This is a genomic window from Pseudarthrobacter sp. NIBRBAC000502772 (assembly GCF_006517235.1).
GTDB lineage: Bacteria > Actinomycetota > Actinomycetes > Actinomycetales > Micrococcaceae > Arthrobacter.
The window spans coordinates 3,279,204-3,305,999 of sequence record NZ_CP041188.1 but is presented as its reverse complement, the minus strand read 5'-3'; the positions used below and the strand labels follow the sequence as shown (position 1 = coordinate 3,305,999).

Below are 26,796 nucleotides of genomic sequence, written 5' to 3'. Positions count from 1 at the left end.
TCCAGCAACGGTGCACAGCTGCCTGGCAGCAAGATACTAAAGGGGTTCACATATGGCTCGGATTGGCGAGAGCACGGATCTGCTGAAGTGTTCTTTCTGCGGAAAGAGCCAGAAGCAGGTACGCAAGCTCATTGCCGGGCCCGGTGTCTACATCTGCGACGAATGCATTGAGCTCTGCAACGAGATCATTGAGGAAGAGCTCGCGGAAGTCGCCGATCTGGGAAGCTTCGAGCTGCCCAAGCCCCGCGAGATCTTCGACTTCCTGCAGGAATACGTCATCGGCCAGGAACCTGCCAAGCGTTCCCTCGCCGTCGCCGTTTACAACCACTACAAGCGGATCCAGGCCGGCCACGCCCCCAAGAGCGGCAGCCTCGCCGAGGGTGGCCACCACGACGACGTCGAAATCGCCAAGTCGAACATCCTCCTGATCGGCCCCACCGGCTGCGGCAAAACCTACCTGGCCCAGACACTGGCGCGGCGGTTGAATGTTCCGTTTGCTGTTGCCGACGCCACGGCACTCACGGAAGCCGGCTATGTGGGTGAGGACGTGGAGAACATCCTCCTCAAGCTCATCCAGTCAGCGGATTACGACGTCAAAAAGGCCGAACAGGGCATCATCTACATCGACGAAATCGACAAGATTTCGCGCAAGAGCGAGAATCCCTCTATCACCCGGGACGTCTCCGGCGAGGGCGTGCAGCAGGCCCTCCTGAAGATCCTCGAAGGAACCGTAGCCTCCGTTCCGCCCCAGGGCGGACGCAAACACCCCCACCAGGAATTCATCCAGATCGACACCACCAATGTGCTGTTTATCGTGGCGGGCGCCTTTGCCGGGCTGGAAGAGATCATCGGTTCGCGTTCCGGACGCAAAGGCATTGGCTTCGGCGCCCCACTCAACGATGCCAGCAACAAGGTGGACTCCTACGGTGAAGTTATGCCGGAGGACCTCCTGAAGTTCGGTCTGATCCCGGAATTCATCGGCCGCCTCCCCGTCATCACCACGGTCTCCAGCCTGGACCGCGACGCCCTCATCCAGATCCTCTCCACGCCGAAGAACGCGCTGGTCAAGCAGTACCAGAAGATGTTCCAGATCGACGGCGTGGAACTCGTCTTCGATGACGACGCCCTCAATGCCATCGCCGACCAGGCCCTGGAGCGTGGCACCGGTGCCCGTGGCCTGCGCGCCATCATGGAGGAAGTGCTGCTCCCGGTCATGTTCGACCTCCCCAGCCGCGAAGACGTGGCCAGCGTGGTCATCACCGCCGACGTTGTCCTCAGCAAGGCCGAGCCAACCCTCATTCCGCACGTGACCAAGCGACGCAAGTCCGCCTGACACGTCCGCCACCCCGCCTGACACTTCGGCCTTCCACCCCCGCATGCCCAGGAACAGAGGACTCACGCATGACTGAAACAACCATCAACCAGGCCGACTTCTGGTTTGATCCGCTGTGCCCTTTCGCCTGGATCACCTCACGCTGGATCGGCGAGGTTGAGGCTGTCCGCGACATCAAAACCGTGTGGCATGTGATGAGCCTGGCCGTCCTCAACGAGGGGCGCGAACTCGACGCCGGCTACCGGGAGCTCATGGACAAGGCGTGGGGCCCGGTCCGGGTCATCATCGCGGCCCAGGAGCAGCACGGCGACCACGTGGTGAAGCCGCTCTACGACGCCATGGGCACACTGATCCACCTTGGCGGGGAGAAGGACTACGGCGTTGTCATCAGCAAGGCACTGGCGGAGTGCGGACTCCCGGCCGGCCTGGCAGACGTTGCCGCCACGGACGCCTTTGACACCCAGCTGAGGGCCAGCCACGAGGAGGGCATCTCGCTGGTGGGCCAGGACGTCGGCACGCCGGTTGTTGCCTTCAACGGAACTGCTTTCTTCGGCCCCGTGCTGACCCGCATCCCGCGCGGCGAGCAGGCGGGCCAGCTGTGGGATGCCACCGTCACACTCGCCTCGTACCCGCACTTCTTCGAGATTAAGCGCAGCCGCAGCGAACGTCCCGAATTCAACTGACGCAAACAGCAGAGAGCCCCGGACAAACTACTCTGATGTAGTTCGTCCGGGGCTCTTGCGCATCCAAACCGTCGGGACAACAATAGTTCTTACCCACTTCGAAAGAAGCGGGACGCAGGAACCAAAGATTCAGTGATATGTATCCGACGCAGCCATCGGCAAAGTCAGATACAAGCTACCAGTGACGAGGTAGGAAGACCTGAAGATCCAAGGATCCTGCCAGACCATCAAAGACGTCACCAGGATGGCCGAAAAGTCGAAGCCCCACCAACGGCAAAACGCTGATGGGGCTTCCCCTTTGCCCAAAAAACAGGTCAGGCCTTGGGCTGATCCTCCGGAGCGGCCAGCACGACATCGCTGACGGTCAGTTCGCCGTCGCCTGCCACGAGGGTCAGTTCGCGGGCGTTCGAGGCTGCCTTCAGGTCGCCCAGTCCGGCCTTCAGCTGCGTGGTCAGGGATTCCGACGCCGTGATGGTGGCGGAGAGGACCTCGGTGCGCTGCTTGACCTTGGCCTCGGACTTTGCCTTGCGGACACCGCTCAGGGCCGTGCCAACGGTGGCAAGCAGGGTGGTGTCGCCGTCCACGTCCACTGCGGTGGGCCACTGTGCACGGTGTACGGAGCCGTTGCGCCACCAGCCCCAGACCTCTTCGGTGGCGAAGGGCAGGAACGGGGCGAACAGGCGCAGCAGCGTGTCCAGGCTGGTGGCGAGAGCTGCCAGCACGGAGGCCTGCTCAGCGTCGCCGGCCGCACCGTAGGCGCGGTCCTTGATGAGCTCCACGTAATCGTCCGTGAACTGCCAGAAGAAGCTCTCGGTGATCTGCAGGGCCCGGGCGTAATCGTAGTTCTCGAACGCCTTGGTGGACTGGCGCACCACATCGGCCAGCTGGGCAAGCACCGCGCGGTCCAACGGGTTGGTCAGCACCGAGAGATCGGTGGAGACCACGGAATTCTCCGTCGCCCCCAGGTTCAGGACGAACTTTGAGGCGTTCAGCAGCTTGATGGCAAGGCGGCGGCCGATCTTCATCTGCGCGATCTCGTACGCCGTATCCGCGCCGAGCTTGGCGGAGGTGGCCCAGTAGCGGACGGCGTCGGAGCCGAATTCGTCCAGCACATCGGTGGGAACCACCACGTTGCCCTTGGACTTGGACATCTTCTTCCGGTCCGGGTCCAGGATCCAGCCGGAGATGGCGGCATGCTTCCACGGCGCGGCGTGCTGCAGCGCATCCGCCTGGACAACCGAGGAGAACAGCCAGGTGCGGATGATGTCGTGGCCCTGGGGGCGCAGGTCAAACGGGAAGACCTTGGCGAAGAGGTCCTCGTCCCGGCTCCAGCCGCCCACAATCTGCGGCGTCAGGGAAGACGTGGCCCACGTATCCAGGATGTCGGCGTCGCCGGCGAAGCCACCGGGAACGCCGCGCTGGGCTTCGTCGTAACCGGGTGCGGCATCGGCCGCGGGGTCGACCGGCAGCTGCCCGTCCAGGGGCACGATCGGGGCGTCGTACTGCGGGTTGCCCTCGGCGTCCAGCGGGTACCAGACGGGAATGGGCACACCGAAGAAGCGCTGGCGGGACACGAGCCAGTCGCCGTTCAGCCCGGAGATCCAGTTCTCGAAGCGGGACCGCATAAAGGCCGGGTGGAAGTCGATCTCGTGGCCGCGAGCGATCAGGCGGGCGCGGCGCTCTTCGTCGCGGCCGCCGTTGCGGTAGTACCACTGGCGTGAGGTGACAACCTCGAGGGGCTTGTCGCCCTTTTCGTAGAAGTTCACCGGGTGCATGATCTTCTTCGGTTCGCCGTCGATCAGATCTTCGGCGGCCAGGAACTCCACCACTGTTTCCTTGGCGCTGAAGACGGTCTTGCCGGCAATGGCTTCGTACGCGGTGCGCCCTGCATCGGTGGTGATCCAGTCCGGGGTTTCGCCGACGATGCGGCCGTCCCGGCCAACGATGGCACGGGTGGGCAGCTGGAGTTCCCGCCACCAGGTGACGTCGGTGAGGTCACCGAACGTGCACACCATGGCGATGCCGGAGCCCTTGTCCGCCTTGGCCAGCGCGTGGGCCTTGACCTCAACCTCAACACCGAAGACCGGGGACGTGACCATCTTGCCGAACAGCGGCTGGTACCGCTCGTCGTCGGGGTTTGCAACGAGGGCGGCGCAGGCTGCCAGCAGTTCGGGACGGGTGGTCTCAACATAGATCTTTTCGCCGTCTTCGGTGAAGAACGGGTAGCGGTAGTACGCGCCGGCAACTTCGCGGTCTTCGAGTTCCGCCTGGGCCACGGCCGTGCGGAAGGTGATGTCCCAGAGGGTTGGCGCTTCGGCCATGTACGCGTCGCCGGCTGCCAGGTTGGCCAGGAAGGCGCGCTGGGAGACTTCGCGCGAGGCGTCATCGATGGTCCGGTACGTCAGTTGCCAGTCCACGGAAAGACCGAGCTGCTGGAACAGGCTTTCGAAGACCTTCTCATCCTCCACGGCAAGTTCTTCACACAGCTCGATGAAGTTCCGGCGCGAGACGACGTCGAAATCGCGCTGGTTCTTGGCGGGCTCGGCCGGAGCGCGGTAGCCGGCGTCGTACGGGATGGCCGGATCGCAGCGCACGCCGTAGTAGTTCTGGACGCGGCGCTCGGTGGGCAGGCCGTTGTCATCCCAACCCATCGGGTAGAACACGTTCTTGCCGATCATGCGCTGGTAGCGGGCCAGCACGTCCGTCTGCGTGAAGGAGAACATGTGCCCCACGTGCAGGGAGCCGGACGCCGTGGGTGGGGGAGTGTCGATCGAGTAGACCTGTTCCCGGGTGGTGTCCGGGTTGAACTTGTAGGTCCCTTCGGCAAGCCAGCGCTGTGTGAGGGCAGCTTCGAGCCCCTCAAGGGCGGGCTTGTCCGGAACGTTGATAGGGGCGGTGGAGGGCGTGTCTGTACCCTGAGTGTCTTCAGCCATCTGGCAATTGTTTCATGGCCAGGACTTCATCCGGCGACATCGCTCCAAGCATGCCACCGGCCGGGGCCGTTAGGGTGGTGCCATGACTGAAGATTCACTGAACAAGGCAGCAGTAGTAACCGGCGCCAGCACCGGCATCGGCGAGGCAACCGTGCGGGCATTGCGGGCGGAAGGCTGGACGGTATTCGCTGTGGCGCGCCGCGCCGAACGGCTGGCCGCGCTGGAAGCTGAAACAGGCGCCGTCGGAATTCCTGCTGACATCACCGAGGACGACGACGTCGCCCGGCTCCTTGCCCGCGTCACCGAAGCCGGCGGCGTGGGGACGCTCATCAACATCGCCGGCGGGGCCCGGGGTGCTGACCTGGTGGGCGAGGCCAACACCGAGGACTGGGAGTGGATGTTCCGGGTCAACGTCCTCGGCACCGTGAAGCTCACCCGGGCGTTCCTGCCGATGCTCCGTGCCACCGGCGAAGGAACTGTCCTGAACCTGACGTCGACCGCCGGACTGGTGGCCTACGAGGGCGGCGGCGGCTACAACGCCGCCAAGTTTGCCCAGCACGCACTGACCGGTGCCCTCCGGCTGGAAGAGGCGGAACACAACATCCGAGTCATCGAGGTAGCCCCGGGCCTTGTCCGCACCGAAGAGTTCGCGCTCAACCGCTTTGGTGACCAGGACGCCGCGGAGAAGGTTTACGAGGGCGTGGAGAAGCCCCTGACCGCGGCCGACGTCGCCGACGTGGTGCGCTACGCCGTCAGCGCGCCGCACCATGTCAACCTGGACCAGATCGTGATCCGGCCCGTTGCGCAGGCGGCCACCCACAAGCTGATCCGCAAGCGTTAGGGAAGCTGGATCTCCAGGGTGGCGATCACTGCAGCGTGGTCGGTACCTTTGACCGGGTGGACCGAGTAACCCGAACTTGAAACGTCCGGGCTGGTCACCAAATGGTCCAGAGTCACGCCGGGAAGGCTGTAATCCCGCATCGGCCAGGTAGGGATGAGCCGGCTGCCCAACGCGGTTGCAACATCCACCAGTTTCCGGCCGCCGGCCCCCTCCAGCATCGCGCGGAATTCCCAGTGGTCATATGTCGCGTTGAAATCGCCCGCCAGAAGCGTAGGACCGGCTCCGCTGGCTGCCCGGGCCACAGCAGTAAGGTCGCTTCGCCATTGATGAACGGCAATGTCCACGGGCGAGTGCGTGTGCACATTGATGACCGTCAGGCCGGCGCCGGCGCCCGGGTCACTGGTCTCAAGCCGGACAACGGGCATGCTGAACGCTGTGTCAGGGACCCGTCCCACCTCCTTGAGCCGGAATGACGAGTAGACGGCGCTGCCGGCCGCTCCATTCCGGGGATGGGACACGCTGTGGGGAAGCACGCTGCCCAGGTCCGCCCGCGCCAGCCGCTTCTCCAACTCCAGGCTGTGCTCCTGGACGGTCAGCAGGTCAACATGGTGGTCCCGGACCAGCCGGACGATGGCGGCGCTATCAGCACCTCCGAGCCGGGCATTGAGGTTCATGACAGTCAGCTTCGCCGGGGCCGGAGCATCCGGCCCCCGGACCTGGGGGTGCCCTCCCTGCCGGGCCAGGAACACTTCCGGCGGGAACAACCAGATAAGCTGTGCGATCAGCAGGATTGCCGCTGGCAGGATAGCCCAGGCACGCCGGCTGGGCAGTGCCAGCAACACCGCGGCCGCGGCGATGAATGCCAGCCACGGCGTAAAAGCCACTACCTGTACCACAAGCGGCGGCCACGGCGCCGGGACGGCGCGGAACCAGGACACCACCACAACAGGTGCCGCAACCAGGCCAGCAGACCACAGCCAGCCGTGGTGTGCACGATGGCCCATCAGGGACCGGAACAAATCGCCCGGGAGACTGTCATGGCACGAGTCTAAAGAGTCGCCGCCCTGGCGTCGCCCGTTGATTGGATCGGCTTTGCAATGGAGCCCAACGTTTACCGTCCAGTCTCACTCCGGCCGGCCCGCTGTGGCCTGGCGTTGGCCGCAGGACGGCACTGTAGCAGGCGCAAACTGCACACCACCAGAGTGGAGATTCCTTCCTATGCGCACCCCGATGAAGCTTGGCGCTGCCGTACTCAGCGCAGCCCTGCTCCTCACGACTTCGGTCCAGGCCCAAGCCGCTGACACGAACCCCAACGGCACGGACAACCATTTTGATCTACAGGCCCACCGCGGCGGACTCGGCCTGACCGTCGAATCCACCCTGGCGTCTTTCGCCAAGGGCCTCGAGACCGGCGTGTCCACCCTGGAACTTGACCTCCAGATCACCAAGGACGGCCGCGAAGTCATCACGCACGACCGCAAGATCAGCAACAAGAAGTGCCTGGATACCGCGCCGGTCACGCCGAACGATCCGCAGTTCCCCTATGTGGGCAAGTACGTCAAGGACCTGACCTTCGAACAGGTCCGAAGCCTGGACTGCGGTTCGCTCACCCAGCCGCAGTTCCCGGGCCAGACTGCGTCTCCCGGCGCCAAGATGCCGACTCTGGCCGAGGTTTTTGAGCTCGCCGACGCCCACCGCGCCAGCCAGGTGAAGTTCAACATTGAAACGAAGGTCGAGGCCGGCGCTCCTGCGGAAACCGCCCCCCGCGAGCAGTTCATCGACGTCGCCCTCCGGGAAATCAACGCCGCCCAGATGCAGAGCCGCGTCTCCATCCAGAGCTTCGACTGGGGCTCCCTGCGCCTCGTCCAGCAGCGCGACCCGCAGATCCGCACCGTGGCCCTGACCAACAAGGACTTCCTCCAGGCCGGGCAGCCGGGCAGCTCGCCGTGGCTTGGCGGGATTGACGCCGACGACTTTGGCGGCGACCTCATCGCTGCAGCGTCCTCCCTCGGCTTTGACGCCGTCTCTCCCGTGCACGGCACCCCGCAGAACGGCAAAGTGACCGATCCGGGCTACGTCCCCTACGTCACCGCGGACATGGTGGAACGTGCGCACGCTGCCGGGATGCAGGTCATCCCTTGGACCGTCGATGACCAGCCCACCATGCGGGCGCTGATCGACACCGGCGTTGACGGGATCATTACCGACTACCCGGACCGGCTCCGCGATGTCATGGCCGCTGCCGGGATGAAACTGCCCCGCGGCTTCTAGTACCGGCCCGGGCGCCCAGCCGCCGTCACTGCGTTTCGCTGCACGGCGGACCGCGCTGTGCTTTCAAGGCAGCGTGCAGTGAAACGCAGTGACTTCTCCGGTAACATCGTCGTATCAGCTTTGACCCGGCCATCACCGGTGAGCTTCCGGAAGAACGCCCCGGCGCAAGGATCAGCACGCGCCAGGGCCGGTAGAACCGGACGGGTAAGCCCGTCACAGCAGTAATGAGCGGCCGGCGCACCAACAAGCTTCCCCCGGAGCATGGTGGAGTGCCGGTAAGTGAGGTGGTACCGCGGTAAGCGTGCAGTCCCAGGACAGCATACGAGCCGTCCTCGCATCCTGAACGGAACCATCCAGCAACGGCTGAGTGGTTCACCAGCTCAACCCAGGATGTCGAGAATGACGTATTACCCCAAAGCCTCAGCTTCCCCTTCGGCTGCAGTTTCGAGCGGCGCTGCCGCCGGTGTCTCCGCCTCCGTGAAGTTCCCGGAGATCGAAGAGCGCATCCTGAAGTACTGGGACCAGGACGGCACTTTCCAGGCCAGCATCGACCAGCGAAGCGCCGACGCCCCCGGCGGGCAGCCCGGCAGCAACGAATTCGTCTTCTACGACGGCCCTCCCTTCGCCAACGGCCTGCCGCACTACGGCCACCTCCTGACCGGGTACGCCAAGGACCTCGTGGGCCGCTACCAGACACAGCGCGGCCGCCGCGTTGAACGCCGCTTCGGCTGGGACACCCACGGACTGCCGGCTGAACTGGAAGCCATGAAGCAACTGGGCATGACGGACAAGACCCAGATCGAGGCCATGGGCATCGATAAGTTCAACGACGCCTGCCGTGCCTCCGTGATGAAGTACGCCGATGAGTGGAAGAGCTACGTCACCCGCCAGGCCCGCTGGGTGGACTTCGACAACGATTACAAGACGCTCAACGTCGAATACATGGAATCGGTCCTGTGGGCGTTCAAGCAGCTGCACGAAAAAGGCCTGACGTACAACGGCTACCGTGTGCTGCCGTATTGCTGGAAGGACGAGACGCCGCTGTCCAACCATGAGCTCCGCATGGACGACGACGTCTACAAGAACCGCCAGGACCAGACTGTCACGGTGACGTTCCCGGTCACGGCAGGGGAGTCGGCGCTGTCGAAGCAGCTCGCCGGCGTCCAGGCGCTCGCCTGGACCACCACGCCCTGGACGCTGCCCACCAACCTGGCGCTCGCCGTCGGGCCTTCCATCACCTACGCCGTGCTCCCCGCCGGACCTAACGGCGTCAAGGCCGCTTCGCCGGACGCGCCCGTCTCCGGCAGTTTCCTCCTGGCCGCGGACCTGCTGGCCGCGTACGCCAAGGACCTGGGCTATGAGGACGCGGACTCCGCCGAGGCTGCGGTGACGTCAACCCACACCGGCGCCGACCTTGAGGGCCTGGCGTACCAGCCGCTGTGGAACGACTTCAGCGACGACGAAAAGTACGGGACGCAGAACGCCTGGCGCTTCCTCGTGGCCGACTACGTCACCACCACCGACGGCACTGGCATCGTCCACCAGGCGCCCGCTTATGGTGAAGACGACCAGAAGGTCTGTGAAGAGGCCGGCATCCCGGTGGTCCTGTCCGTGGACGAAGGTGCCAAATTCCTTCCCCTGTTCAAGCACGGCGACCTGCATGACATCGCGGGCCTCCAGGTCTTCGAGGCGAACAAGCCCATCACCCAGGTGCTGCGCGCCCAGGGCCGGCTGGTCCGCCAGGCCAGCTACGAGCACAGCTACCCGCACTGCTGGCGCTGCCGCAACCCCCTGATCTACCGCGCGGTGTCCTCCTGGTACGTCGAGGTCACCAAGTTCAAGGACCGCATGTCCGAACTGAACCAGGACATCAACTGGATCCCCGGCAACGTCAAGGACGGCCAGTTCGGCAAGTGGCTCGCCAACGCCCGCGACTGGTCCATCAGCCGCAACCGCTACTGGGGCAGCCCCATCCCGGTGTGGCAGTCCAGCGACCCGGAATTCCCGCGCACCGACGTCTACGGCTCCCTGGCCGAGATCGAGGCCGATTTCGGCCGCCTGCCGCTGAACAAGGCCGGCGAGGTTGACCTGCACCGCCCGTTCATCGATGAACTGACCCGACCCAACCCGGACGATCCCCGGACCCCCGCAGAGGGCCAATCGGTGATGCGCCGCGTCGAGGACGTCCTGGACGTCTGGTTCGACTCCGGTTCCATGCCCTACGGCCAGGTGCATTACCCGTTCCAGAACGAAGCCTGGTTCGACACGCACAACCCCGCGGACTTCATCGTGGAGTACATCGGCCAGACCCGTGGCTGGTTCTACATGCTGCACATCCTGTCCACTGCGCTGTTTGACCGTCCGGCGTTCCGGAACGTCATCAGCCACGGCATTGTGCTGGGCTCGGACGGGCAGAAGATGTCCAAGAGCCTGCGCAACTACCCGGACGTCTCCGAGGTCCTGGACCGTGACGGATCCGACGCCATGCGCTGGTTCCTGATGTCCAGCCCCATCCTGCGCGGCGGCAACCTGGTGGTCACCGAACAGGGAATCCGCGACGGCGTCCGCCAGGTCATCCTGCCGCTGTGGAACGTGTACAGCTTCTTCACGCTGTACACGAACGCTTCCAACGTAGTTGGAGGGCAAGCGAAGGGTTACGACGCGAAGCTCCGCTACGACGGGTACGCCGACACCCTGGACCAGTACCTGCTGGCGAACACCGGTGACCTGGTCCGCAACATGACCGCCCAGCTGGACAGCTACGACATCTCCGGTGCGTGCGATGAACTGCGCAGCTACCTGGACATGCTCACGAACTGGTACGTCCGCCGCAGCCGCCAGCGCTTCTTTGACGAGAGCGCTGACGCGTTCGACGCGCTGTACACCGCGCTGGAGACCGTGTCCCGCGTGGCCGCGTCGCTGCTGCCGTTGGTCTCCGAGGAGATCTGGCGCGGCCTCACCGGCGGACGCTCCGTGCACCTGGCCGACTGGCCGGACGCGGACCTGTTCCCGTCCGACGCGTCGCTGGTGGAAGCGATGGACCGCGTGCAGCAGATCTGCTCCACCGGATCCTCGCTGCGGAAGGCCGCCAACCTGCGCGTGCGGCTGCCGCTGCAGGAACTGACCGTTGTGGCACCCGGCGCGGATGCGCTGGGAGGCTTCGCCGCCGTCGTCGCCGATGAACTGAACCTGCGCTCCGTGCGCCTGCTGGACGCCGAGAGCGCCTCCCCGGAGGAGTTCGGCATCGAGCAGAAGCTTGTGGTCAACGCACGCGCCGCGGGACCGCGCCTGGGCAAGAACGTCCAGCAGGCCATCAAGGGCGCCAAGTCCGGCGACTGGTCGGTTTCCGACGCCGGAGCGGTCATCGCCGGAGGCTTGGAGCTGGAATCCCAGGAGTACACGCTGGAGACGGTGGTGGCAGAATCCGACGGCGGATCCGCTTCAGTAGCTGTGCTGCCGGGCGGCGGCTTTGTGGTCCTGAACACCGAGGTCACGCCCGAACTTGAGGCCGAAGGCACTGCACGCGACATGGTCCGCGCCATCCAGCAGGCACGCAAGGACGCCGGACTGAACGTGAGCGACCGGATCCGGACCACCGTTACGGCCGTTCCCGCAGTGCTCGATGCCCTACTGGCCAACGCCGAGCTAGTCAAGACCGAAACGCTGACCCTGGAGCTGGCCACAGTTCCGGCCGAGTCAGGCGAACCACGCATCACCGTCGAAAAAGCAGAGGCCTGAGCCATGACTGACGAATTCTCCGTGGAAAGTGTCTACGCCGAGCTGCTGGGGCGTGCGCCGGAAAACAAGATGGAGCCGCGTCTCGCGCCGCTGTTCCGGGCGATGGACGTGCTGGGGGAGCCCAACAAGGCATTCCCGATCATCCATGTGACCGGCACCAACGGCAAGACCTCCACGGCACGGATGATCGAGGCCGGGCTGCGCGCGCACGGCCTGAGTACCGGCCGCTACACCAGCCCGCACCTGTCCAAGGTCACCGAGCGGATCAGCATCGACGGCCACCCCGTTTCTGACGAAACGTTCGTCCGGATCTGGGACGAGATCCGCCCGTACCTGCAGATCGTCGACGACGAACTCACAGCAGCGGGGGAGCCCCGGCTCACGTACTTCGAGTGCCTGACCATCCTGGGCTTCGCGATCTTCGCGGACCAGCCCGTCAACGTGGCCGTGATCGAGGTGGGCCTGGGCGGCATCACCGATGCCACCAACGTGGGCGACGGCCTGGTTTCGGTGGTTACCCCCATCTCGCTGGACCACACCGACCTGCTGGGCGACACCACCGAGGACATTGCCTATGAGAAGGCCGGCATCATCAAGCCCGGCGGTTACCTCATCAGTGCCTCGCAGCCCGTTGATGCTGCGCAGGTGCTGCTCGAAAAGGCCAAGGAAGTGGCAGTCCCTTTCCGGTTTGAAGGTGTGGAGTTCGGCGTTGAATCCCGGACGGTCGCCGTGGGCGGCCAGGTGGTGAGCATCCAGGGCATCGCCGGCCGGTACCCGGAACTGCTGCTGCCGCTGCACGGCGCGCACCAGGCCCAGAACGCGGCAGTGGCCGTGGCAGCCCTTGAGGCCTTCTTCGGCGGCGAGAAGGAACTTGACGCCGAGGTGCTCCAGGAGGCCTTCGCATCCGTCACGTCCCCCGGCCGCCTTGAGGTTGTCCGGACGGCGCCCACCATCATTGTTGACGCGGCCCACAACCCGGACGGCATCCGGGTCTCGGCCGAGGCCATCCAGGAGGCCTTCACCTTCACCCGGCTGGTGCCGGTAGTGGGAGTCCTGAAGGAGAAGGACGCCGAAGAGATCCTGCGCCAGCTCAAGGAGTCCCTGGGCGGGATCGCCCAGGAATACTGCTTTACCCAGTCCAACTCGCCGCGGGCAGTGCCCGCGGCCGAACTTGCTGAACTGGCGGTGGAAATGGGCTTCGGCGAAGACAACATCCACATTGCTGAGAAGCTCGACGACGCCCTCGAATGGGCCGTGGAACGCGCCGAAGCCAGCGACGACCTCTCCGGCGGCGTGCTGGTGACGGGGTCCATCACCCTGGTGGCGGAAGCCCGGATCCTGCTCGGAAAGACGGAGGCCTAGCCGTGGCGAAGCTGACCAAAGCGCAGCGCGAGTGGCGCCCGGGAATGCCCAAGAAGCGCCGGTCCACCAAGGTGATGTTTGCCTCCACCGTCCTGCTGCTTGAAGCGTTTGTGGTCTTTTTCGCAACGCTGGCCGTCTTTGGACTTAGGCGCGGCGAGTTTCCGCCGGCGCTGATCCTGGGCATCGGCATCGCACTGAGCGTGGTGATGATCCTGGCCTGCGCGGTGCTATCCAAGCCCTGGGGCGTGGGACTGGGCTGGATCCTGCAGATTGTGCTGATCCTGACGGGCATCGTTGAGCCCATGATGTTCCTTGTGGGCGGGCTGTTCGGCCTGGCCTGGTGGTATGGGATCCGCACCGGCATCCGGATCGACTCCGAAGCCGCAAAGCGCGAACGCGACCAGGCCGAGTGGAACGCGTCGCACGGGGACACCCCGGAAGCCTCGTAGAATTGTCCCGAAACCACCCATTACGCATTGGAGCAGCTATGACCATTGAGCGCACCCTGGTACTGATCAAGCCCGACGGCGTTGCCCGCAACCTCAGCGGCGCCATCCTGGGCCGCATTGAGGCCAAAGGCTACACCCTCGCCGAACTGAAGAAGGTTGACGCCAGCCGGGAACTGCTGGAGCAGCACTACGAAGAACACGTGGGCAAGCCGTTCTACGAGCCCCTCGTTGAATTCATGCTCAGCGGACCGGTGGTGGCCGCGATCTTCGAAGGCCACCGCGTCATTGAAGGCTTCCGGTCCCTGGCCGGCACTACGGATCCCACCACTGCGGCTCCCGGCACCATCCGTGGCGACTTCGGCCGCGACTGGGGCCTGAAGGTCCAGCAGAACCTGGTCCACGGCTCTGACTCCGTGGACTCGGCCGAGCGCGAAATCAAGATCTGGTTCCAGGACTAAAGTCCACCCGCGAACTGCGCGAACGGACATTTGAGTCCACAGCGCGAACGGACACTTGAGGCCCCGGGAAACCGGGGCCTCAAGTGTCCGTTCGCGCTTGTCCGTTGGCGCCTTTGTGCGTTTGTGCGGGGTCCGCGTTAGAAGCCTGAGGTTCCGGCAAACACCTGGATGAACGCGAAGAAGATGCTGGCGATGACTGCCACGTACAGCAACGCCGTGATGATCCAGCCTGATTCGCCCAGCACGCGTGCTGCACCTGAGGGGACGGGGATGATGCCGTGGACGACGTTTCGGATGGTTACCCAGACGAAGAGCGGGATCATCGCGGCCCAGACAATCATGCAGAACGGGCACAGGATGTGGATGTCGTAGAGGGCCTGGGACCAGAGCCACACCACAAACGCGAAGCCGAGCGTGACGCCGGCCTGGAGTCCTGCCCAGTACCAGCGTGCGAACGTGGCGCCGGAGAGCAGGGCCATGCCCACTGTGATGATGACGGCGAACGCCACGATGCCAATGAACATGTTAGGGAACCCGAACGCCGAGCTCTGCCACGTCTGCATAACCTGGCCGCAGGAGATCCACGGATTAACGTCGCAGGCCGTTACGTGATTCGGATCCTCGAGGACAGCGAGCTTTTCCAGGACCAGCGCTCCGGAGGCCAGCCAGCCGATGGCGCCGGTGATGACCAATAGCCACCCGAAGGGCCGGTTGCGTGCCATCGGCGGCACGCTCCCGGGCGTGGCGGCTAACGGCTCCGCAGGAGGGGAGGCAGCCGGCGTGTCGGTGCCGTGGGAGGAAATGCTGGGCATGGTGTGTGGCGTCCTTTGCTTCGGGTGCTCCTTGCCCCGATTGTAACGCCGGTGGCTGCAAGCAGCATTCAGTCAGCGCACTCATGTACCGATCCGTTGCCCGTGGTTCCGCCGCCTTTCAGCCCGGGTGTGAGAGAATGAACATGGCTGGAGGCCGACCCACATTCGGACTCCGGTCCGGTGGCTTGTTTCAAGACCGCCAATGATGAGCAGGGCAGGCTTCGGATTCTCTGATCCGGCTTCCCGCAATTCCATTGGTCGGCACCTGGTTGTGGCGTGTAGAACAACGGGTTTCAGGACACAGCCGACGGCTCCCACGGGCTGCCGCACCCCTCTGCCGGTGCGAACCTGGGAGTATCCACTTGACTTCTGTCAACGCCTGCGGGTTTTGACAATATGTGCCCCAATGGGTGCCGGATGTGGCGGTACGCCAGGGGCAGGAGTGTTGCCACATATGGAAAACGAACAAACACCAGCCGTTAATGATGAAGCCGTCGCCGAGGCCACGGAAGCGCCCAAGAAGGCCACCCGGACACGCCGGAAGGCAGTGCCGAAGGCCGCAGATTCCGCACCGGTAGCAGATTCCGCACCGGTAAAGGAGGCGGCCGAGGCTGAGCCTGCGACGGACGCCGCACCGGAGCCTAAGGCGCCGGTCCGCCGCACCCGCGCACGTAAGAAGGTCGAGACCGCCGAACCGTTGCCGGCCTTCGCTGCTGAGGTTCTGGAGGCACCTGCCGCCGTTGTTACCGAGACCGTCGTAGAGCCCGCCGTCGAACCTGAGGCCGGAGCCGCAGCCCCCGAGGCTGCAGCGGAGACCAAGCCTGTCCGCCGCCGCCGCGTGGCCACGCGCAAAACCTCTGCCCCCGACATCGCACCCGCGGCCGTGGAACAGGCCGCTCCAGAGCAGGCAGCCCCTGCAACTGCAGCAACGCTGGCCCCCGAAGCAGAGGAAGTCGCCGCTGCGGAGGCCGCCGAGCCCGCAGCAGCCGCCGTCGCCCCCGTCAATGCTGCCGCCGTTGCCCCGGTCAATGCTGCCGCCGCGCCGCTTGAAGAGCCGGCTGCTGCTGAGACTGCCAGCCCGTTCAGTTCACTCTTCCTTGAGCCGGCGTCCACCACGTCGGTGCTTTTCCAGGCCCCCGACCTCAGCACCGTGGTCCGCCCCGCGCCGGTTGCTGCCGCGGTTGAAGAGCCGGAAGAGGACGACGCCGAAGACGGCGAAGCGGACGACGCCAACGGCCGCCGCAGGCGCCGCAGCCGTGGCCGCCGTGGCCGCAGCCGCACAGGCGAAAGCGATGCTGACGGGGAAACCGAAGGCGACGAAGGCGCAGCCGAAGAAACCGATGAGGAGTCCGCCGGGCAGGCCGATGAGGGCGTGACGTCCCGCCGTCGCCGCCGCCGCCGCCGTGGCGACCAGGATCTGGAACTGACCGGCGGCGAAGGCGACGACCCGCCCAACACGGTGACCCGTGTCCGCGCGCCGCGCGCCGCGACCGAAGCGCCGGTCAACAACCGCGTCACCTCAGTCAAGGGTTCCACGCGCCTCGAAGCCAAGAAGCAGCGCCGCCGCGAATCCCGCGACACGGGCCGCCGCCGCACGGTCATCACCGAGGCCGAGTTCCTGGCCCGCCGCGAATCAGTTGACCGGCAGATGATCGTCCGCCAGCGCGACGACAGAATCCAGATCGGCGTCCTCGAAGACGGCGTCCTGGCCGAGCACTTTGTTTCCAAGACCCAGCAGGACTCCCTGATCGGCAACGTCTACCTCGGCAAGGTGCAGAACGTCCTGCCGTCCATGGAAGCGGCGTTTGTTGACATCGGACGCGGCCGCAACGCCGTCCTGTACGCCGGTGAAGTGAACTGGGAGGCAGTTAACCTCGAAGGCAAGCAGCGCCGGATCGAAAACGCGCTCAAGTCCGGCGACACCGTCCTGGTCCAGGTCACCAAGGATCCCGTGGGCCACAAGGGTGCACGCCTGACCAGCCAGATCTCGCTGCCCGGCCGCTACCTGGTCTATGTGCCTGGCGGCTCCATGACCGGAATCTCCCGCAAACTGCCCGACGTCGAGCGAAACCGCCTCAAGCGCATCCTCAAGGACCGCCTCCCGGAGCACGCCGGCGTCATCGTCCGCACCGCTGCCGAAGGCGCCTCGGAAGAGGAGCTCACACACGACATCAACCGGCTGCGCGCGCAGTGGGAGGGCATCGAAAGCCAGTCCACGTCCACCAAGATCCTCGCGCCGGAGCTGCTCTACGGCGAACCTGACCTCACCATCAAGGTGGTCCGTGATGTCTTCAACGAGGACTTCTCCAAGCTGATCGTCTCCGGTGAAGAGGCCTGGGACACCATCGAGGCTTACGTCACCTATGTGGCCCCGGACCTCGTGGGCCGCTTGGAAAAGTGGACCAAGGACCAGGACATCTTCGCTGCGTGGCGGATCGATGAGCAGATCCACAAGGCCCTGGAACGCAAGGTCTTCCTGCCTTCGGGCGGCTCGCTGGTCATTGACCGCACCGAAGCCATGACCGTGGTGGACGTCAATACCGGCAAGTTCACCGGCAGCGGCGGCAACCTCGAGGAAACCGTCACCAAGAACAACCTCGAGGCAGCTGAAGAAGTGGTCCGGCAGCTCCGGCTCCGCGACATCGGCGGCATCATCGTCATCGACTTCATCGATATGGTCCTCGAATCCAACCGCGACCTTGTCCTGCGCCGCATGGTGGAATGCCTGGGCCGCGACCGGACCAAGCACCAGGTGGCCGAAGTGACCTCGCTGGGCCTCGTGCAGATGACGCGCAAGCGCATGGGCACCGGGCTCCTGGAAGTCTTCGGCGAGCAGTGTGAAACCTGTGCAGGCCGCGGAATTGTCACCCACGACGACCCCGTGGAACACCGCCGCGCCAACACGGTAGCCGCGGAGCACCACGTGCAGCGGGTAGACAGCCGCCCGGAAGCCCAGCGCACTGACAGCGTGCGGACTGACAGCCAGCGCCCGGACAGCCAGCCGGGTGGCCGCACTGACCGGAAGCGCCGCCGCGGACGGAGTGGCCAGCCGCTGGAAACAGCACCGGCAGCTCCGGTGCAGATCCACACGGTCCACCCGGAGGCCAGCGATGCCGAGCGCCATGCGAAGGCGGAGGCCACGCGGGCGGCGCTTGCGAACATTGCGGCCGCAGCCCACGCTGCGCATCTGCATGACGACGAGGTGGCGCACGCATCAGCTGCCGCGGGCCGGCAGCCTGCGGCTCCAGTGCCGGCTCCGGTTGGGCAGTCCGAAACGGACTCCAGCGGCCGCCCGGCCGCAGTGCTGACATTCGGCGGCGAGCAGGTGGTGCTTCCGTTCGTTGCGCACCACGATGACCAGCCGCACGCACCTGCCCTGACACTTGACCGCCTCGCGGAGGCCTTCGCCCACCTTGGTGAGCCGGCTCCTGTAGCGGAAAGCACGCTGCCGGCAGTTCATGCAACTGAAAGCCGGGCGGCCGAACCTGCCCGCCAGCAGCAGCCAGCCGCGGCGGAGAGGGATTACTCCGACCACACCGAGGAGCCCCGCGCCCGCCGTCCCCGGCGGAACCGGAGTGCCAGCCGTGCCCAGGGCGCAGCCAACGCCACGTCCGTAGAGCATCACGAAGCCGTTCCGGCGGCTGCCGCCGGACACACCCACGCCGCCAAGGCACCGGAGCCCGTCAAGGCTCCTGTGGCCGACAAGCCGGTTGCCGCCAACGCGCCCATCATCCTGGGCGTAGGGGTTCCGGCCTCGGAGCTCTGACCAAGCAGCAGGGCAAGCCAATACAACGGCGCCCGGACGCAGCCTGTGATTCACAGGCTGCGTCCGGGCGTCCGGCGTTAAGTCGCGAGGAACGCTAGGCTGGTGACTGACACGGGGTGCCGCGCAGAGAGCCGGCTGAGATCCACACCCGTTGAACCTGTCCGGTTAGCACCGGCGAAGGGATGTCTCCTTTGGCTTCAACTTCTGTCCTTCCTCCTGCAACACCCGCGGCGACCCTGCCGGAGACCCCAGCAACCCGGGCTGAGGTCCAGCCCGGACCAGGCCGATCTTCTGCGGTCCGGGTGCTGCGTGACGTCCCGCGGGTGCTGTCCATTGCCGGATCGGACCCTTCAGGGGGCGCGGGCGTCCAGGCCGACCTCAAAAGCATTGCAGCCCTTGGCGGCTACGGCATGGCGGCGATCACCGCGCTGACGGTCCAAAACACCCAGGGGGTCCAGGCGGTTCACGTCCCGCCGGCGTCCTTCCTGGGCCAGCAGCTCGATGCCATCAGCGATGACATCACCATCGACGCGGTCAAGATCGGCATGCTGGGCGACGCTGCGGTGATAGGCGTGGTCCGCGACTGGCTGGAAAAGGTGCGTCCCGCCGTCGTCGTTCTTGATCCGGTGATGGTGGCCACGAGCGGCGACCGGCTGCTGCAGGAGTCTGCCGAGGCGGCCCTGCGGGAGATGCTCCCGCTCGCGGACCTGATCACCCCCAACCTGGCGGAACTGGCCATCCTGGTGGGGGAGCCGCAGGCGAGGCAATGGCACGACGCGCTCGGGCAGGGGCAGCGGTTGTCCGCCGCGACCGGTGCCACCGTCCTGGTCAAGGGCGGCCATCTCGACGGCGGTGCGTGCCCGGATGCCCTGGTCAACGCTGCCGGGCTGCTCGCCCGGGAGGTGGTGGAAGTGAGCGGGGACAGGATCCCCACGCGCAACAGCCATGGCACCGGCTGCTCGCTGTCAGCGGCCATGGCCACGGCTCAGGCGCGGCTGGGGGATTGGGAAGCCTCATTGCGGAAAGTGAAGCCCTGGCTGGTGGGCGCGCTGCAGGCCGCTGACCAACTTGAGGTGGGCGCGGGCAACGGCCCCATCAACCACTTCCACCACATGCAACAGGTTCCGGCAGCCGGCGAATTCGCAGAGACGCTGCGGCGGGCGTCGGAGCCGGATCTTGCAGCCATCTACGGGCTGGATTTCATCCGCGACCTGGCGGCCGGCACATTGGCTGAGGAACAGTTCGCCTATTACCTCGCCCAGGACGCCATCTACCTCAACGGCTATTCGCGGGTTCTTGCCCGGGCCAGTGCGCTGGCGCCCACGGAAGCCGCCCAGTTGTTCTGGGCAAAGTCGGCCCAGCAATGCCTTGAGGTCGAGTCCGAACTGCACCGCACGTGGCTAAGCACCAGGACAGTGGACTCCGTCCTCGGACCTGTCACCAAGTCCTACGTGGACCACCTGCTGGCGGCCTCTGCCTCCGGCAGCTACGCGGTCCTCGTGGCGGCGGTACTGCCGTGCTTCTGGCTGTATGCCGAAGTGGGACAGACTCTGCACGCGGAGTTCCTGGCTGCGGGTGCACCGGCAGCACATCCTTATGCCGACTGGCTGCGGGCCTATGCTGACGAGGATTTCGCCCAGGCCACGCGTGACGCCATCGCCTTGGCTGACGACGCCGGCCGGAGTGCTTCCACGGGTGAACGGGCGGCGATGCTGGTGGCTTTCAGGCAGTCGTGCCGGTTCGAGGTGGATTTCTTCGACGCGCCGCGAATTCATTCCTGACCGGCTGGGGCCCGTGCGGCCTGTACGATAGTCAGGCACGGTTTTGGATTGTCAGTGCAGTACCTGCTTGTGGGTCCTATCACAGACAACCTGCCGTAACCAGCCTCATTTGCGGCCGAAGGCAAAATTAGCGTATTCTAGATCTTCGGTGCTTACGCCAACACTTGGGTTACGACCCCACGGCGTTGAGGCACAGCGAGAACCCAGCCAATTATGGAACAGGGTTCAGCACGCAAATTTAGTAATAAACGTCGAGAGAAGTGAGTTCCCAAGTGGTGTACGCGATTGTCCGCGCAGGCGGCCGCCAAGAGAAGGTTTCCGTTGGAGACTTCGTTACCCTGAACCGCGTCCCCGGTGGAGCCGGCAGCACCTTTGAGTTGCCCGCACTGCTCCTGGTAGACGGTGACAAAGTCACCTCTGCTGCTGCGGACCTGGCCAAGGTAACGGTTACGGCTGAGATCCTCGAAGACCTCCGTGGTCCGAAGATCGTCATCCAGAAGTTCAAGAACAAGACCGGTTACAAGAAGCGCCAGGGTCACCGTCAGGAATTGACCAAGGTCAAGATCACGGGTATCAAGTAACTCTTCGTTACTGTTCAGGTTCTTCAGCAGATTCCCCAGAATTTAAAGGCAGGCATTTCAAATGGCACATAAAAAAGGCGCGAGTTCCACTCGCAACGGTCGTGACTCCAACGCCCAGTACCTCGGCGTCAAGCGCTTCGGCGGCCAGGTAGTTTCCGCAGGCGAGATCATCGTTCGCCAGCGTGGCACCCACTTCCACCCGGGCGCCGGCGTTGGACGTGGCGGCGACGACACACTGTTCGCACTGGCCCCGGGAGCCGTCCAGTTCGGCACCCGCCGCGGTCGCCGCGTAGTCAACATCGTTGCTGCTGCAGCTGCAGAGTAACAAATAGTTCTGAAACGGTGGAGCGGGCCATTTGGTCCGCTCCACTATTCTTTTAACCGCATTACAATCGTCTTGGCGCCCTTGGGCGTCCAGGAAACAGCACTGAGGAGATCCACGTGGCGAGCTTTGTAGACCGGGTAGTACTGCACGTATCCGGCGGTACCGGCGGCCACGGCTGTGTCTCCGTCCACCGGGAGAAGTTCATCCCACTGGGCGGACCCGACGGCGGTAACGGCGGCGACGGCGGCAACGTCATCCTGCGCGTTGACCACCAGACCACTACCTTGCTCGACTACCACCACTCCCCGCACCGCCACGCCACCAACGGCGGGTCCGGGATGGGCGACTGGCGCGGCGGCAAGAATGGCGAGACCCTCATCCTGCCCGTGCCCGACGGCACCGTGGTCAAATCCAAGGACGGCACCGTCCTGGCGGACCTGGTCGGCGAAGGAGCAGAATACGTGGCGGCCGCCGGCGGCCAGGGCGGCCTGGGTAACGCTTCGCTGTCCTCGCAGAAGCGCCGTGCCCCGGGCTTCGCCCTGCTGGGCATCGAGGGTGACGCCCGTGACATTGTGCTGGAACTGAAGTCCATCGCGGATATCGCGCTGGTGGGTTTCCCCTCTGCCGGCAAATCCAGCCTGATCGCGGCCATGTCCGCTGCGCGGCCCAAGATCGCCGACTACCCCTTCACCACGCTGATCCCGAACCTGGGTGTTGTCCAGTCCGGCGACGTCCGCTTCACCATTGCAGACGTTCCGGGCCTTATCGAGGGTGCCAGCGAAGGTAAGGGCCTTGGCCACCACTTCCTGCGCCACGTGGAGCGTTGCGCCGCCCTGGTGCATGTACTGGACTGCGGCACGCTGGAATCGGACCGTGACCCGTTGGCAGACCTGGCCATCATCGAGGCCGAGCTGGAAAAGTACTCCGTAGACATGAGCTTCGCGGGTGCCGACGGCGAAGTGGTTCCGCTGAACCACCGTCCGCGCCTGGTCGCCTTGAACAAGGTGGACCTTCCGGACGGCAAGGACATGGCTGAATTTGTACGCCCGGAACTCGAATCACGCGGCTACCGGGTCTTCGAGATCTCGGCCACCAGTCACGAGGGTCTCCGCCAGCTGGGCTTCGCCATGGCGGAAATCGTGCAGGCCGCCCGTGCCGCCCTCGCGGCCGCCCCGCCCAAGGTCCAGCCGCCCATCCTGCGGCCCCGCGCCGTCAACGAAGCCGGCTTCAAGATCCGCCGCGAGGAAAAGAACCTCGAGCCGCTCTTCCGCGTCCTGGGCGATAAGCCTATCCGCTGGGTCAAGCAGACCGACTTCACCAACGAGGAAGCCATCGGCTACCTCGCTGACCGCCTGGCCAAGCTCGGCGTCGAAAACGAACTGTTCAAGCAGGGCGCCAAGCCGGGCGACGCAGTCGTGATTGGCGAAGATGACGGCGTTGTCTTCGACTGGGAGCCCACCATGAGCGCCGGAGCCGAAATGCTCGCATCACCGCGTGGCACGGATATCCGTTTCGCGGACGTCGGCGACCGCCCCACACGTGGCCAGAAGCGTGACGAGCAGCAGGAACGCAAGGATGCCAAGGCTGCCGCCCGCGCCGAGCTCGAGGCCGAGCGCAAGGCCGGGATCTGGACCGAATCGGTCAGCGGCCGCCGCGCTGCCAAGCCGGTCACTGAGAGTGGACTGGGCGTTGAAGATGACGAGTGAGGCCGCTGAAATGACCGAAAATTCCGCAGTAATTATCGAGGAACCCAAAGACGACCGCAGTGTGCTCGCCCGGGCCCGCCGGATCGTTGTCAAAGTAGGGTCGTCGTCGCTGACCAGCATCAAGGGCGGCATCTCGGAAGAGTCCCTGACCGCCCTCTCAGATGTCTTGGCCGCCAAACATAACGCCGGCACGGAAATTATCCTGGTTTCCTCGGGAGCCATTTCCGCAGGCCTTGCGCCCCTCGGGCTGGTGAAGCGCCCGCGTGACCTCGCGACCCAGCAGGCCGCCGCCAGCGTGGGCCAGGGCCTGCTCATGGCGCGCTACACGCACGCGTTCGGCGCCCATGGAGTCACCGTCAGCCAGGTGCTGCTGACCGCAGATGACCTCATGCGTCGCAGCCACCACGCCAACGCTTTCCGTGCATTGAACCGCCTCCTCAACCTCGGCGTGGTGCCGGTGGTCAACGAAAACGACACCGTCGCTACGCACAAGATCCGTTTCGGCGACAACGACAGGCTCTCGGCGCTCGTGGCCCATCTGGTCCGCGCCGACGCCCTGTTGCTGCTGTCCGACGTCGACTCGATATACGACGGCCCGCCCGCCAAGGGCGCCAAGCGCATCTCCCAGGTGGACGGCCCCGAAGATCTTGAGGCAGTGACCATCGGGAAGCCGGGCAAGGCAGGCGTAGGCACCGGCGGCATGCAGACTAAAGTCGAGGCTGCCATCATGGCCGCCGATTCCGGCATACCGGCGCTGGTCACCTCCACCGCCAACGCAGCAGCCGCACTGTCCGGTGAGGACGTAGGGACCTGGTTCACCGTCAACAGCGGCCGGAAGTCTGTGCGGATGATGTGGCTCGCCCACCTGGCGCATGTCCAGGGCCGGCTCTTTCTTGACGACGGCGCCGTGCATGCTGTGCGGGACAATCGCTATTCGCTGCTCCCCGCCGGAATTTCGTCGGTGGACGGCACCTTTGAAGCCGGCGACGCCGTCGAGATGGTGGCCGGCGACGGTACCGTCATCGCGCGCGGTTTGGTTAATTACTCTTCCGAAGAGCTTCCCCAGATGCTGGGCCGCTCCACACAGGAACTGGGCGAGTCCCTGGGCCGCGGATTTGACCGTGAGGTTGTCCATATCGACGACCTGGTTCTGGTCTGAGCGGTCCGCTCGCCTAGACTTGAAGGATGACTGAGGCACTGATTTCCCAAGCCCCTGGCAATTCCAACGATTCAAATGCGGTTCCTTCGGGGCCGGAACAGGGGAGTACCCCCACTCCGGCGGAGGTTGAGGCAGCCGTCCACGCCATCGCTGACCGCTCACGGCAGGCAGCCCGCCAGATGGCCGGGGCCACCCGCGCCCGGAAAGACAGTGCCCTCCGGGCCATCGGTGCCGCATTGCTGACGCGGAAGGACTTCATCCTGGCGGCCAACGCCAAGGATGTCGCGGCCGGCAAAGCCAACGGCACGTCGGCGGCCCTGTTGGACCGCCTCACCCTGACCGAAAGCCGGATCGACGGACTCGTGGCTGCCCTGGAGAACCTGGCCAGCCTGCCGGATCCGGTCGGAAACGTGGTCCGTGGCCAGACCCTCCCCAATGGGCTGCGCCTGCGCCAGATCAACGTGCCTATGGGAGTCGTGGCCGCAATTTACGAGGCCCGTCCCAATGTGACGGTAGACATTGCCGGTCTTGGCCTTAAGAGCGGGAACGCCGTTATCCTCCGCGGCGGTACTGCTGCCGCGTTCACCAACGAGGCACTGGTCCAGATCCTCCGCGAAGCGCTGGACTCCGTCGGGCTGCCTCCGGATGCCGTTCAGACTGTGGACCAGTACGGCCGTGAAGGTGCGAATGCGCTGATGCGGGCCCGCGGCCGTGTTGATGTCCTGATTCCGCGCGGCGGCCGGGATCTGATTCAGTCCGTGGTGCTGAACGCCGCCGTGCCGGTCATCGAGACCGGCGAGGGCAATGTGCATATCTTCATCGACGAATCCGCCAGCGAGGACATGGCGGTGGAGATCCTGCTGAACTCCAAGACCCAGCGGCCCAGTGTCTGCAACACCGTGGAGACCCTGCTGGTCCATTCGCGGTCCACCGTGCTGCCCGCCGTCGCCGCCGCGCTGCGCGGCGCCGGGGTCACCCTCCACGCCGACGAGCGCATCCGTGCGGCGCTGCCTTCTTCTGTTGAGTCCGTGCCGGCAACGGATGAGGATTGGGGAACCGAGTACATGGACTTGGACCTCGCCGTAGCAATGGTGGACAGCCTGGATGACGCCGTCGAGCACATCCGGACCTGGACCACCGGCCACACTGAGGCCATTCTGACCAACAACCTCGCCAACGCGGAACGGTTTATCGCCGAGATTGATTCGGCGGCGGTCATCGTCAACGCGTCCACGCGGTTTACCGACGGCGGCGAGCTGGGCCTCGGTGCCGAGGTTGGCATCTCCACGCAGAAGCTGCACGCCCGCGGCCCGATGGGACTGACTGAGCTCACCACCACTAAGTGGATCGTGCAGGGCGAGGGCCAGGTCCGCGGGTAGCAACGCGGTAATATAGACAGAAGTCCGGAACGGCGGGACAATCCGCTGCCACATCCTTGAACCTTAGGGGAGAAAATGCTGCTCCAGCAGATCGCCATGACCGTTGCCGAAGGCGGAGAACACGCACCCGCTCCGATCTGGGCTGAGCCGTGGGTGTTCGGCGTATCCATTTTCGCCATCCTGCTGGTGATGATGTTCGTTACGCTCTCCTACTCGAACCTGGGCAACCGGCACACCGTAACGGATGAGCACGCCGATCCGCACCGCCAGCACCCCAACAAGCACGACCACGGCCAAGGCCACTGAAATTTCCCGTGTTCTGCACCGTGACGGTGCGCAAAGGCGGCTGCGGCTGGGCGTGATGGGCGGGACGTTTGATCCCATCCACCACGGCCACCTTGTTGCAGCCAGCGAAGTGGCCGCCAAGTTCGGCCTGGATGAAGTGGTCTTTGTCCCCACCGGGCAGCCGTGGCAAAAGTCGCACAAGCAGGTCAGCGAGCCTGAGCACCGCTACCTCATGACGGTGATCGCCACGGCATCAAACCCCCGCTTCACCGTCAGCAGGGTGGATATTGACCGGCCCGGTCGCACGTATACCATTGATACTTTGCGGGATCTCCGGACCCAACGTCCGGATGCGGATCTGTTCTTCATCACCGGTGCGGATGCACTGGCGCAGATTCTTTCCTGGAAGGACATCGACGAGCTGTGGTCACTGGCCCATTTTGTCGGTGTGACGCGGCCGGGACATGTGCTTGACGGCATGGGCCGCAAGGACGTCAGCCTCCTCGAGGTGCCCGCCATGGCCATCTCGTCCACGGACTGCCGTGTCCGTGTAGCCGGGAACAACCCCGTCTGGTACCTCGTGCCGGACGGAGTGGTCCAATACATCGCCAAATATGGTCTGTACGCCGAGGGACCAGATCCCGAGGACGTCCGAACTACCGAAACAGACGAGCCAGCCAGTACTGAATGAGTCCGCAATGAGTCAGGAAAAGCCCCCCGTCCGCAGCCGCCGCGAACTGCGGCAGGCCAGAGATGAGAACACGGCTCCCGGGTCCAACGGCCCGGGCCAGGTTTCGCCTGCCTCAAAACAACGGCGCGCGGCTGACGCCCCGGTGGATTCCGTCCCCGAGCAGACCCCCGCGCAGCGGTCCTCGCAGATCCGGGCCCGCGACCGCGCGGCGCTGCGTGCCATCAAGGAACTCGAGGAGAAAGA

General features: G+C 65.1%; 20 protein-coding genes and 1 riboswitch. Of the genes, 17 read left to right on the top strand and 3 right to left on the bottom strand.

The window, feature by feature from the left end; translation table 11 throughout:
* Window positions 1-52: 52 nt before the first annotated feature.
* Together clpX and NIBR502772_RS15240 are read left to right on the top strand one after the other, a co-directional pair.
* On the top strand, window positions 53-1,333 hold the full coding sequence (clpX, locus tag NIBR502772_RS15245) for an ATP-dependent Clp protease ATP-binding subunit ClpX (RefSeq protein ID WP_056340575.1): 1,281 nt from the start codon (window positions 53-55) through the stop codon (window positions 1,331-1,333).
* Between the two features lie 68 nt (window positions 1,334-1,401).
* Window positions 1,402-2,016, top strand: coding sequence for a DsbA family protein (locus tag NIBR502772_RS15240; RefSeq protein ID WP_141140835.1), 615 nt, complete (start codon window positions 1,402-1,404; stop codon window positions 2,014-2,016).
* Window positions 2,017-2,330: 314 nt separating this feature from the next.
* On the opposite strand, the gene valS is transcribed toward NIBR502772_RS15240, so the two are convergent.
* On the bottom strand, window positions 2,331-4,949 hold the full coding sequence (gene valS / locus NIBR502772_RS15235) for a valine--tRNA ligase (RefSeq protein ID WP_141140834.1): 2,619 nt from the start codon (window positions 4,947-4,949) through the stop codon (window positions 2,331-2,333).
* 82 nt (window positions 4,950-5,031) lie between these two features.
* Between valS and NIBR502772_RS15230 the strand changes: the two genes are divergently transcribed.
* A complete protein-coding gene (locus NIBR502772_RS15230) occupies window positions 5,032-5,790 on the top strand; it encodes an SDR family oxidoreductase (protein WP_141140833.1) in 759 nt (252 codons plus the stop codon).
* Here NIBR502772_RS15230 and NIBR502772_RS15225 read toward each other — a convergent pair.
* Window positions 5,787-6,794 (bottom strand): endonuclease/exonuclease/phosphatase family protein, encoded by a 1,008-nt coding sequence (locus NIBR502772_RS15225; RefSeq protein WP_141140832.1) that lies wholly within the window; start codon window positions 6,792-6,794, stop codon window positions 5,787-5,789. The genes NIBR502772_RS15230 and NIBR502772_RS15225 overlap by 4 nt on opposite strands.
* Window positions 6,795-7,008: 214 nt before the next feature.
* Between NIBR502772_RS15225 and NIBR502772_RS15220 the strand changes: the two genes are divergently transcribed.
* From NIBR502772_RS15220 to ndk, 5 genes are all read left to right on the top strand, one after another.
* Window positions 7,009-8,061, top strand: coding sequence for a glycerophosphodiester phosphodiesterase (locus NIBR502772_RS15220; RefSeq protein ID WP_083510487.1), 1,053 nt, complete (start codon window positions 7,009-7,011; stop codon window positions 8,059-8,061).
* A gap of 399 nt (window positions 8,062-8,460) precedes the next feature.
* Window positions 8,461-11,799, top strand: a complete 3,339-nt coding sequence (ileS, locus tag NIBR502772_RS15215; protein WP_141140831.1) for an isoleucine--tRNA ligase — start codon at window positions 8,461-8,463, stop codon at window positions 11,797-11,799.
* A gap of 3 nt (window positions 11,800-11,802) precedes the next feature.
* On the top strand, window positions 11,803-13,161 hold the full coding sequence (locus NIBR502772_RS15210) for a folylpolyglutamate synthase/dihydrofolate synthase family protein (protein WP_141140830.1): 1,359 nt from the start codon (window positions 11,803-11,805) through the stop codon (window positions 13,159-13,161).
* Window positions 13,162-13,163: 2 nt separating this feature from the next.
* Window positions 13,164-13,610: a DUF4233 domain-containing protein gene (locus tag NIBR502772_RS15205; protein ID WP_141140829.1), complete on the top strand. Its 447-nt coding sequence runs from the start codon at window positions 13,164-13,166 to the stop codon at window positions 13,608-13,610.
* Window positions 13,611-13,648: 38 nt separating this feature from the next.
* Window positions 13,649-14,068: a nucleoside-diphosphate kinase gene (ndk, locus tag NIBR502772_RS15200; protein WP_058932211.1), complete on the top strand. Its 420-nt coding sequence runs from the start codon at window positions 13,649-13,651 to the stop codon at window positions 14,066-14,068.
* A 137-nt stretch (window positions 14,069-14,205) separates the two neighbouring features.
* On the opposite strand, the gene NIBR502772_RS15195 is transcribed toward ndk, so the two are convergent.
* Window positions 14,206-14,880, bottom strand: a complete 675-nt coding sequence (locus NIBR502772_RS15195) for a vitamin K epoxide reductase family protein (protein ID WP_141140828.1) — start codon at window positions 14,878-14,880, stop codon at window positions 14,206-14,208.
* Between the two features lie 454 nt (window positions 14,881-15,334).
* Here NIBR502772_RS15195 and NIBR502772_RS15190 point away from each other — a divergent pair, with 454 nt between their 5' ends.
* The 9 genes from NIBR502772_RS15190 to nadD all read left to right on the top strand — a co-directional run bounded on the left by NIBR502772_RS15190 (window position 15,335) and on the right by nadD (window position 26,553).
* Window positions 15,335-18,646, top strand: a complete 3,312-nt coding sequence (locus tag NIBR502772_RS15190) for an Rne/Rng family ribonuclease (protein ID WP_141140827.1) — start codon at window positions 15,335-15,337, stop codon at window positions 18,644-18,646.
* A 102-nt stretch (window positions 18,647-18,748) separates the two neighbouring features.
* Window positions 18,749-18,846: riboswitch (TPP riboswitch) on the top strand.
* A complete protein-coding gene (gene thiD / locus NIBR502772_RS15185; RefSeq protein ID WP_168223555.1) occupies window positions 18,829-20,427 on the top strand; it encodes a bifunctional hydroxymethylpyrimidine kinase/phosphomethylpyrimidine kinase in 1,599 nt (532 codons plus the stop codon). Its footprint overlaps the riboswitch before it by 18 nt.
* A 272-nt stretch (window positions 20,428-20,699) precedes the next feature.
* Entirely contained in the window at window positions 20,700-21,008 is a 309-nt protein-coding gene (gene rplU / locus NIBR502772_RS15180; protein ID WP_018773353.1) for a 50S ribosomal protein L21, read from the top strand.
* 61 nt (window positions 21,009-21,069) lie between these two features.
* Entirely contained in the window at window positions 21,070-21,333 is a 264-nt protein-coding gene (gene rpmA, locus NIBR502772_RS15175) for a 50S ribosomal protein L27 (RefSeq protein ID WP_056340543.1), read from the top strand.
* 116 nt (window positions 21,334-21,449) lie between these two features.
* Window positions 21,450-23,039 (top strand): GTPase ObgE, encoded by a 1,590-nt coding sequence (obgE, locus tag NIBR502772_RS15170; protein ID WP_141140825.1) that lies wholly within the window; start codon window positions 21,450-21,452, stop codon window positions 23,037-23,039.
* Window positions 23,040-23,049: 10 nt separating this feature from the next.
* Complete coding sequence (proB, locus tag NIBR502772_RS15165; protein ID WP_141140824.1) at window positions 23,050-24,198, top strand: glutamate 5-kinase; 1,149 nt, start codon at window positions 23,050-23,052, stop codon at window positions 24,196-24,198.
* Between the two features lie 26 nt (window positions 24,199-24,224).
* The gene (locus NIBR502772_RS15160) at window positions 24,225-25,577 is read left to right on the top strand and encodes a glutamate-5-semialdehyde dehydrogenase (RefSeq protein WP_141140823.1); all 1,353 of its coding nucleotides are present in this window, start codon (window positions 24,225-24,227) and stop codon (window positions 25,575-25,577) included.
* 75 nt (window positions 25,578-25,652) lie between these two features.
* Entirely contained in the window at window positions 25,653-25,883 is a 231-nt protein-coding gene (locus tag NIBR502772_RS15155; protein ID WP_056340536.1) for a hypothetical protein, read from the top strand.
* Between the two features lie 55 nt (window positions 25,884-25,938).
* Window positions 25,939-26,553: a nicotinate-nucleotide adenylyltransferase gene (gene nadD, locus NIBR502772_RS15150; RefSeq protein WP_246848811.1), complete on the top strand. Its 615-nt coding sequence runs from the start codon at window positions 25,939-25,941 to the stop codon at window positions 26,551-26,553.
* The last annotated feature ends 243 nt before the right edge of the window (window positions 26,554-26,796 follow it).